This window comes from Arthrobacter sp. S39 (assembly GCF_004320525.1).
In the GTDB taxonomy this organism is placed as follows: Bacteria; Actinomycetota; Actinomycetes; order Actinomycetales; family Micrococcaceae; genus Arthrobacter.
The window spans coordinates 125,793-134,300 of record NZ_SIHX01000011.1 but is presented as its reverse complement, the minus strand read 5'-3'; the positions used below and the strand labels follow the sequence as shown (position 1 = coordinate 134,300).

Annotated in this window: 6 protein-coding genes; 4 read left to right on the top strand and 2 right to left on the bottom strand. The window is 65.2% G+C overall.

All coding sequences use genetic code 11. The features are described from left to right. Positions 1 to 335: 335 nt before the first annotated feature. Positions 336 to 2,009 (bottom strand): HAMP domain-containing sensor histidine kinase, encoded by a 1,674-nt coding sequence (locus tag EYS21_RS19325; protein ID WP_242633511.1) that lies wholly within the window; start codon positions 2,007 to 2,009, stop codon positions 336 to 338. A gap of 103 nt (positions 2,010 to 2,112) precedes the next feature. Beyond that, positions 2,113 to 3,486: a DNA repair protein RadA gene (gene radA, locus EYS21_RS19320; protein WP_131134860.1), complete on the bottom strand. Its 1,374-nt coding sequence runs from the start codon at positions 3,484 to 3,486 to the stop codon at positions 2,113 to 2,115. 186 nt (positions 3,487 to 3,672) lie between these two features. Here radA and EYS21_RS19315 point away from each other — a divergent pair, with 186 nt between their 5' ends. From EYS21_RS19315 to EYS21_RS19300, 4 genes are read left to right on the top strand one after another with little or no spacing between them, the layout of a single operon-like run. After that, positions 3,673 to 4,989 carry an extracellular solute-binding protein gene (locus tag EYS21_RS19315; RefSeq protein WP_131134859.1) on the top strand — a complete coding sequence of 439 codons (1,317 nt, stop codon included), beginning with the start codon at positions 3,673 to 3,675 and terminating at the stop codon, positions 4,987 to 4,989. Positions 4,990 to 5,043: 54 nt separating this feature from the next. After that, on the top strand, positions 5,044 to 6,093 hold the full coding sequence (locus tag EYS21_RS19310; protein ID WP_131134858.1) for a sugar ABC transporter permease: 1,050 nt from the start codon (positions 5,044 to 5,046) through the stop codon (positions 6,091 to 6,093). After that, complete coding sequence (locus tag EYS21_RS19305; RefSeq protein ID WP_242633510.1) at positions 6,090 to 7,019, top strand: carbohydrate ABC transporter permease; 930 nt, start codon at positions 6,090 to 6,092, stop codon at positions 7,017 to 7,019. Before EYS21_RS19310 ends, EYS21_RS19305 begins: the two co-directional genes overlap by 4 nt. After that, complete coding sequence (locus tag EYS21_RS19300) at positions 7,019 to 8,461, top strand: GH1 family beta-glucosidase (protein WP_131134857.1); 1,443 nt, start codon at positions 7,019 to 7,021, stop codon at positions 8,459 to 8,461. Before EYS21_RS19305 ends, EYS21_RS19300 begins: the two co-directional genes overlap by 1 nt. The last annotated feature ends 47 nt before the right edge of the window (positions 8,462 to 8,508 follow it).

Below are 8,508 nucleotides of genomic sequence, written 5' to 3'. Positions count from 1 at the left end.
GGGAAAATCATCACCCGCGCCCGCCGCAACCAACTCCTCCTACCCGAATCAGCACCGGAAAAAGACCTCCTAAAACTGCTCCTGGCCAACACCAGCCACCTCAAACAGCTGCCCTCCCCGGGCTGAACAGACCTTCATCCCTGTCCCGACAAACAGCCCCGCCACCGGAAGTGGAACCGGCGCCAACCCCAAGACGAACCAACGGGCCACACGGCACTGCCCGACAACAGAAAACAACCGCCGATCAGCCCAACGCGCGAATCAACGACCATCACCTATGGTCATGAAAAATCGGGGCTAGCGCGCCCGGGGGCTGCGGAAGCGGCAAAGGGCAGTCAGGCTGCCGGCAGGATGAATGTCGCCGTGGTGCCCGCGCCCGGCGAGCTGGTGAGGCTCAGTGAGCCGCCGTGGCCTTCGATGATGGTCTTGCTGACAGGCAGCCCCAGCCCGGCACCGGGGATGGCCGTTTCGCGTGACCGCGCAGAGCGGAAGAACTTGGTGAAGGCCTGTTCCTGGTCCTCCGCGCTCATGCCGACGCCCGGGTCCGTGATTGAACAGACGAGGTCCGTCCCGGTTCTGTGCGCCCGTGCGGTGATGCGGCCGCCGTCGGGGGAGTATTTGATCGCGTTCGAGAGCAGGTTCCCCACGACCTGCCGGATCCGGTCGCTGTCCATCCGGGCAGTCAGCGGCTGGTCGGCGTCGAGCACCAGCTCCAGGCCCTTGTTCGCGGCCTGCGGGAGGGTGGAATTGACGACGTCGGCGAGGAGGCAGGCGAGGTCGGCTTCCTGCAGTGACAGCTCCACCCGTTCAGACGCCACCGCAATCAGGTCGTTCACCAGGCCCAGGAGGTGGGTGGCGTTGCGGTGCACCACGCGCAGCTCGGCTTCGATCCCCTCGTGTCCCGGCTCGTCCAGGACCAGTTCCAGGTAGCCGAGGATGGAGGTGAGCGGTGTCCGGAGTTCGTGGGATACGGTGCCGACGAAGTTGTCCTTGGCTGCCAGCGCCGTGATCAGGGCCGTCACGTCCACGAAGGTAATGACACCGCCGCTGCGGACGCCGTCCGTTGAGCGGATGACATGTGCGCTCACTGAATAAGCACGTTGTTTTCCCTCGTCGCCTGCCCACAGAAGCTCGTCCGTGAAGATGTCGCCCCGTGTAACGCGGGCAACGGGGAGCATGCGGGGCGTCACCGGAGTTGCCTGGTCGCCCAGCAGCACCTGGATCCCGGTGTCCCCGTCGGCGAGCCGGGCAAGGACAGGATCGGCACGGATGGCCCGGTTGGTCAGCACGTTGTTTCCCGCATGGTCAACCACCCAGACGCCCACCCCCACGGCGCCGAGTACGGCGTCCAGGAGCCGCTGGCGTTCCACGCTTTCGTTGAGTGTTTCTGCCAGTGCCTCGTCCTTTTTGACCATGGCCGTACGCTGGCGGTGAAGCGTCCCGGAGACGACATGCGCCGTTACTGCGATTGCTGCCATCACAAGGGGCAGGAAGATGGTCCGGATCATCGAGCCTTGGGCCGGGGGCGTGCCGAGAACCACCGCGGGGACGGTGGTGCTGAGTACCGTGGCCACCACAGCCATCACCACCCTGCTGCGCTGGCGGCCGATGGCGAGCCACACCACAGGGAACACGAGCATCAGGCTCAGTACCGTGAAATTGGGGCCGCCTGCCTGGCGTGTGAAGCCGATGGCGAGGCAGTCAAGGAAAGGTATCACCGTGAATGCGGAGGACGGCAGCCTGTCCCACGGAAGAATCACGCAGGCGGCGAAGATGGCCGAATGCGCCAGCAACGCCAGCCTGAAGGCATCGTCCGCCAGGGTGTCCGGGCTGAACAGTCCGGCGGCCACCACGATGAGCACTACCGTGACGGTGAGCGGAAGCTGGCTCATCACCACCCGGCCCCGGGCGCCAAGGCCCCCGAAGAACGCGTCGATCCTTCCGGCGAGACGGCTGAGTTCCGCAGGTTCGTTGAGGATGGATCTTCCCGCTTGTATTCGATTAGTCACTCCGGCCCCCCAGGCGCAGCGATGGAAACCTCCGGTTGCCTGAAGGTCCTTTTCGCCAGCCTAGCGCTTAGCTCCCGCCGGAGCGCACTAAGACGTGACCGGACTATCCGATCAGCAGGCTCAGCGCCTCCGTCAGGTGCTCCACCTCGCGCACGGAGAAGCCCGCGGGAACAGGTCCCGGGCCGTTGTGGCTGGCCGGGACGACGGCATGCGTGAAGCCCAGGCGGTGGGCCTCCTGGATGCGCTGGTTGATGCCGGGCACCGGCCGGACCTCGCCGGCCAGTCCCACCTCACCGAAGGCGATCAGGCGGATGGGCAGCGGTTTCCGGGCCTTGGCCGAGGCCACCGCCAGCGCGACCGCGAGGTCCGTGGCAGGTTCACTCAGCTTCACGCCGCCCACCGTTGCCACGTAGGAGTCGTCCTTGTGCAGCAGGCATCCGGCGCGCTGCTGCAGCACGGCGAGCAGCATGGACACGCGCGAGCTGTCCAGGCCGCTGGTGGCACGGCGCGGCTGCGAGTTGGGGCTTTCGGCGAGCAGCGACTGCACCTCGGCCAGCAGCGGCCGCCTGCCCTCCATGGTCACCGTGATGCACGTGCCGGACACGGGCTCCTTAGTGCGGCTGACAAAGAGTCCGCTCGGATCCGCGAGGCCCTCGATGCCGTCCTCGTTCAGGTCGAAACACCCCACATCGTCCGTGGGACCGTACCGGTTCTTCACGGCCCGCAGCAACCGGAGCCTGGAATGGCGCTCGCCCTCGAACTGGCACACCACATCCACCAGGTGCTCCAGCAGCCGGGGCCCGGCGATGGAACCGTCCTTGGTCACGTGGCCCACCAGCAGCGTGGTCATGTTGCGCCGCTTGGCCGCGGCGATGATGGACGCCGCGACCTCGCGCACCTGCGAGACTCCGCCGGCGCTGCCGTCAACATCCGCGCTGCTGAGCGTCTGCACCGAGTCCACGATCAACAGCCGGGGCTCCACCTTCTCCACCTGCCCGAGCGCCTGCCCCAGGTCCGTCTCGGCGGACAGGTAGAGGGAATCCGCGACGGCGTCGATCCGCTCCGCGCGCAGCTTCACCTGTGCGGCCGATTCCTCGCCCGTGATGTACAGGACGTCCTGGGCTGTGCGGGCGAACTTGGCGGCGACGTCCAGCAGCAGTGTGGACTTGCCCACGCCGGGCTCGCCCGCGAGCAGGATCACGGCGCCGGGGACCAGGCCGCCGCCCAGCACGCGGTCCAGCTCGTCCACGCCGGTGGGCAGGAACGCGGCTGTGGTGGCGTCCACCTCGGCAATCCGGCGCGCCGGCTCCAGGACTGTTGTTGCCGCCGTCGTACGCGCCACGGCGGCGCCGGTTTCCTCCACGGTGCCCCACGCCTGGCACTCGCCGCAGCGGCCCACCCATTTGACGGTGGTCCAGCCGCATTCGGCGCACTTGTAAGCGGGCGCCTTGGACGCGCGGGAAGTCTTTGTAGCCATGGGTTCCACCCTAATGGCGGGGGCGGACATCGCCCCGCAGCCGCACAGGGGCCGCTTCGGTAAAGTGCTGAAACCCAGCCCGAGAGAGCGCTCTCTTGACAGTGATCCGCGCCACCTTTAGAGTTGGGGAACTTGCAAGAGAGCGCTCTCTCAACCTCAGGCAACTTCCCCCACAAAGGAGTGACCGTGAAATTTTCACGACGAAATACCGCTGCCGCAATAGCGGGAGCAGCAGCCCTCGCCATGCTCGCCACGGGCTGCGGAAGCGGTGCAGACCAGGCAGCCAGTGCAGGCAACCCCGTTGAACTGACCGTCACCACCTTCGGAACCTTCGGGTACGGCGATCTCTATGGCGAGTACGAGCAGGCAAACCCCGGAGTCAAGATCAAGGCCACGAACATTGACCGTGGATCAAACGCCCGCACAGATGCCTTCACCAAGCTGGCCGCCGGATCCGGCCTCAGCGACGTAGTGGCCATCGAGGAAGGCTGGCTGGGCTCCATCATGGAGGTCTCCGATCAGTTCGTGGACCTCAACGAACACGGCGCCGCGGACATCGCGGCCAACTGGGTGGACTGGAAGTACAAGCAGGGCACCGACCCCCAGGGCCGGGTCATCGGCTACGGCACCGACATCGGGCCGCAGGGACTCTGCTACAACGGCAAGCTCTTTGAAGCCGCCGGCCTTCCCAGCGACCGCGAATCCGTCGCGACGCTCTTCGGCGGACAGGACGCGACGTGGGAGAAGTACTTCGAAATCGGAAAGCAGTACAAGGAAGCCACCGGAAAAGCCTGGTACGACCAGTCCGGCTTCGTCTGGAACTCCATGGTGAACCAGATGGAGGAGGGCTACTACACCAAGGACGGCGAGCTCAACGTAGACGGCAACGCGGAGATGAAGGGCAAATTCGAGATGCTGGCGGCCGGAACGGCGGCTGGACTCTCCGCCAACCAGACCCAGTGGGACTGGGGAAACGGCAAGGCCTTCGTTGACGGTTCCTTCGCCACGTTCGTCTGCCCGGGCTGGATGCTCGGCACCATCAAGGGCCAGCTTGAATCCGCAGGCGGCGGCGCCGGCAGCGGCTGGGACTTCGCCGATGTCTTCCCAGGCGGGGCTTCCAACTGGGGCGGCGCTTTCCTCTCCGTGCCCAAGACCTCGGAGCACCCTGCAGAGGCCGCCAAACTGGCCGCATGGCTGACCGCACCGGAGCAGCAGGTCAAACAGTCCGCCGCAGCCAACAACTTCCCCAGCACCCTCAAGGCCCAGGAAAAGCTGGTCCAGGACGCCACGCCGAACGCGCTCTTCAACAACGCTCCCACCGGCGCCATCCTGGCCAACCGTGCCAAGGGGGTCGTGGCCCAGTTCAAGGGCCCGGACGATTCAGTGATCCAGGAGAACGTGTTCGGCCCCGCGCTGAAAAGCCTCGACGCCGGAACCGCCGACGCAGCCAAGGCATGGTCCGAGGCCCTTCGCCTCCTCAACGACCTGGTCGTAAACAACTAGACCCGCTGTGGGGCCTCCCGTCAGGGAGGCCCCCCGATGCAGTGCGAGAGCCCCATGACAACCACCCTGAACCCATCCGCCAAACCCGCGGCCGTCAAACCCAAACCCACTTTCAAGCAACGCCTGAGCATCTTCGACGTCAAGGCATCGCCTTACCTTTACGTTGCGCCGTTCTTCATACTGTTTGCCCTCGTGGGACTGTTCCCGCTGGTCTACACGTTCTTTGTCAGCCTGTTCGACTGGCACCTGCTCAAAGGGCAGGGACAGTTCGTGGGGCTGGAGAACTTCGCTGCGGTCCTGCAGGACCGCTTCTTTTGGAATTCCCTTTTCAACACCATGAGCATCTTCCTGCTCTCCTCTGTCCCGCAGCTGGCTGTGGCGCTGTTCCTGGCCGCAGTGCTGGACCAGAACCTCCGGGCCAAGACCTTCTGGCGCATGAGCATCCTGCTGCCCTATATCGTGACGCCCGTTGCGGTGGCCATGATCTTCACCAACATGTTCGGCGAGCAGTACGGCCTGATCAACAACATCCTCGGAAACTTCGGCCTTGACCCGGTGATGTGGAAGAACGAGACGCTGCCCAGCCACATCGCCATCGCCACCATGGTCAACTGGCGCTGGACCGGCTATAACGCGCTGATCCTGCTCGCTGCGATGCAGGCCGTGCCGCGGGACCTGTACGAATCCGCAGCCCTTGACGGTGCAGGAGCCGTCCGCCGGTTCTTCAGCATCACCCTGCCCAGCATCCGGCCCACCATGGTGTTCGTCGTCATCACGGCCACCATCGGCGGCCTGCAGATCTTCACCGAACCACGGCTCTTCGACCCCGCCACCGCCGGCGGATCCCAGCGCCAGTTCCAGACCACCGTCCTGTACCTCTGGGAGATGGCGTTCCAGCGCCAGAACTTCGGCAAGGCATCAACCATCGCATGGCTGCTCTTCCTGATCATCGTGCTGTTCGGCGTCATCAACTACCTGATTTCGCGCCGGATCGCCACGGCTGATGCTGCAAAGCCCTCCCGGGCTGCCCGCAAAAGTTCTGCCCGGAAAAACGCCGCCGGGAAAAACGCCGCCCTGACGCGTGCTGAAAGGACCACACGATGAGCATCATCGACCGCGCAGAGGCCGCGTCTGCCAGGACTTCCTCTGCAAAAACGCCTGCGGATCCAGCGCCAGTGAGGACGGCCATCTTCCGTAAGCGCATCTTCGGCACCGGCGAACGCCCCGGCTTCCTCAGCTACGGGCTGCTTCTGGCCTTCTTGCTCTCGTCTGCATACCCGCTGTGGTGGTCCGTGGTGATTGGCAGCAGGTCAAACGAAGCCCTGGGCGAGACGTGGCCACCGCTGCTGCCCGGCGGGAACTTCTGGACGAACGTGGGCGAAGTCTTCGACACCGTTCCCTTCTGGCTGGCCCTCGGAAACAGTGTCCTGATCTCCGGCATCATCACCGTCTCCGTGGTGGGCTTTTCCACCCTCGCCGGCTACGCCTTTGCCAAGCTGCGGTTCCGCGGCCGGAACGGGCTCATGCTGATGGTGGTCGCCACCATGGCCATCCCCACCCAGCTGGGCATCATTCCGCTCTTTATGGTGATGCGTACCCTCGGCTGGACCGGCGAGATCGGCGCCGTTGTGGTGCCTACCCTGGTGACCGCATTCGGTGTGTTTTTCATGCGGCAATACCTGGTGGACGTCATTCCGGATGAGCTCATCGAATCCGCCCGCATGGACGGCGCCAACATGATCTCCACGTTCTGGCACGTAGCCATCCCGGCCGCCCGTCCCGCCATGGCCATCCTGGGCCTTTTCACCTTCATGACGGCCTGGACGGACTTCCTGTGGCCCCTCCTGGTGCTCGATGCCGGCAATCCCACCCTGCAGACGGCACTGAGCCAGCTGCAATCCGCCCGCTACGTGGACTACTCCGTGGTCCTCGCAGGCGCGGTGCTGGCCACCCTTCCGCTGCTGGTGCTGTTCGTACTGGCAGGAAAACAACTCATTTCAGGAATCATGCAAGGAGCAGTGAAGGGCTAATGCCACATTCGACGCATTCACGGCAGTGGCCGGAAGGATTCCTCTGGGGATCCGCGACGGCGGCCGCACAGATCGAGGGGGCCGGCCACGAGGGCGGCAAGGAGGACTCCGTGTGGGACCACTTTGCGCGGATCCCGGGCGCCATCGCCAAGGGGGACACCCTGGAACAGGCCGTGGACCATTACCACCGGATGCCTGAGGACGTCCGCCTCATGAAGGAACTGGGGCTGGACTCGTACCGCTTTTCCACCAGCTGGGCGCGTGTGCGGCCGGGGGACCGTGCGGCCAATCCGGAGGGCCTGGATTTCTATTCACGGCTGGTGGACGAGCTCCTGGAGGCAGGGATCCTGCCCTGGCTGACCCTCTACCACTGGGACCTGCCGCAGGCGTTGGAGGACAGAGGCGGCTGGGCCAACAGGGATACGGCCTACCGGTTTGTGGACTACGCACTCGACGTCTATTCAGCCCTCGGAGACCGCGTCCAGCACTGGACCACCTTCAACGAGCCTTTCTGTTCCTCGCTGCTGGGCTACGGTTCCGGAGTGCATGCCCCTGGCCGCCAGGAACCGCGGGCGGCCATCGCGGCGGTGCATCACCAGCACCTGGCCCACGGCCTGGCAGTCAGCGCCCTGCGGGAAAGTGGCGCCCAGAACCTGGGAATCACGCTGAACCTGAGCAACTCCATCCCGCGGGACCCGCAGGACCCCGTTGACCTGGATGCGGCCCGGCGTTTCGATTCACTGCAGAACCGGATTTTCCTCGACCCCATCCTGCGCGGAAGCTACCCGGAGGACACGCTGCGCGACCTCGCGCCGTTCGGCCTGCCCGAACTGATCCTCCCCGGCGACCTGGAAGCAATCAGCGCGCCACTGGAATTCCTGGGCGTAAACCACTACCACGACGACCTCATCAGCGGCCACGCGGACGACGGCGGAAGCGACGGCCACTCCGGCGGGGCAGAACGTGTTGCTGCGTCGCCGTGGATCGGGTCCGAGGACATTGCCTTCCCCAGCCGCGGGCTGCCGCGGACCGCGATGAACTGGGAAGTCAACCCCGACGGCCTGCGGAAACTGCTGGTGCGCCTCGGCAGAGAATACCCCACCCTGCCGCCGCTTTACATCACCGAAAACGGTGCCGCATATGAGGACACCCTGGGCCCGGACGGCGTCGTGCGCGATGCGGAGCGCACCGGCTTCATCCTTGACCACATCGCAGCCGTCGGGGAGGCGATAGACCAGGGCGCCGACGTCCGTGGCTATTTCGTCTGGTCGCTGCTGGACAACTTCGAATGGTCCTGGGGGTACGGGAAGCGCTTCGGGATCGTGCGGGTGGATTACGGCACCTTTGAGCGCACCGTCAAGGACAGCGGTCTGGCCTATGCCCGGCAGATCGCCGCCGCAAAGCGGAATGTTGACAGGCTCCCTGAGTCACAGCCTGCCTAAACTGAAGTACCGGGTGGAAGCCCGCTCAACGTCACGGAGCGAAGAAG